Raw genomic sequence first — 387 nt, 5'->3', positions numbered from 1 at the left:
GTTATGGGTATATAACACAGGCCTGACACTGACGACGTCCCAGAACTTCTCCGAAGGCGGGCAGATCACCTACACCGCGACCCTGACCAACCCGGCACAGACTCCGGTGACCGTCACCCTGTCCAACGGTTCGACCATCACCATTGCCGCTGGCGAAACCGTCGGCACCGTCAACGTGCCGACTGCGGCCAATGACGTCTATAACAACGGCAGCACCGTCAGCACCACCATCACCGGAGCTACCGGCGGCAACTTCGAAAACCTGGTGCCGAAACCCACCCCAGCGGTGACCACCATCACCGAGTCGGTCGACAACACCGGCCTGACCCTTACCGCGACCAACAACATCGTCGAAGGCGGCCAGATCACCTACACCGCGACCCTGAC

At 61.2% G+C, this 387-nt stretch carries 1 protein-coding gene; it reads left to right on the top strand.

Annotated elements, in window-relative coordinates; all coding sequences use genetic code 11:
• A partial coding sequence (locus V6F91_RS27230) for an immunoglobulin-like domain-containing protein (RefSeq protein ID WP_332769949.1) occupies nucleotides 1–387 on the top strand: 387 nt, incomplete at both ends.

Source organism: Pseudomonas koreensis (assembly GCF_036668835.1).
In the GTDB taxonomy this organism is placed as follows: Bacteria; Pseudomonadota; Gammaproteobacteria; order Pseudomonadales; family Pseudomonadaceae; genus Aquipseudomonas; species Aquipseudomonas koreensis_I.
This window is presented reverse-complemented; position numbering and strand designations above follow the sequence as displayed.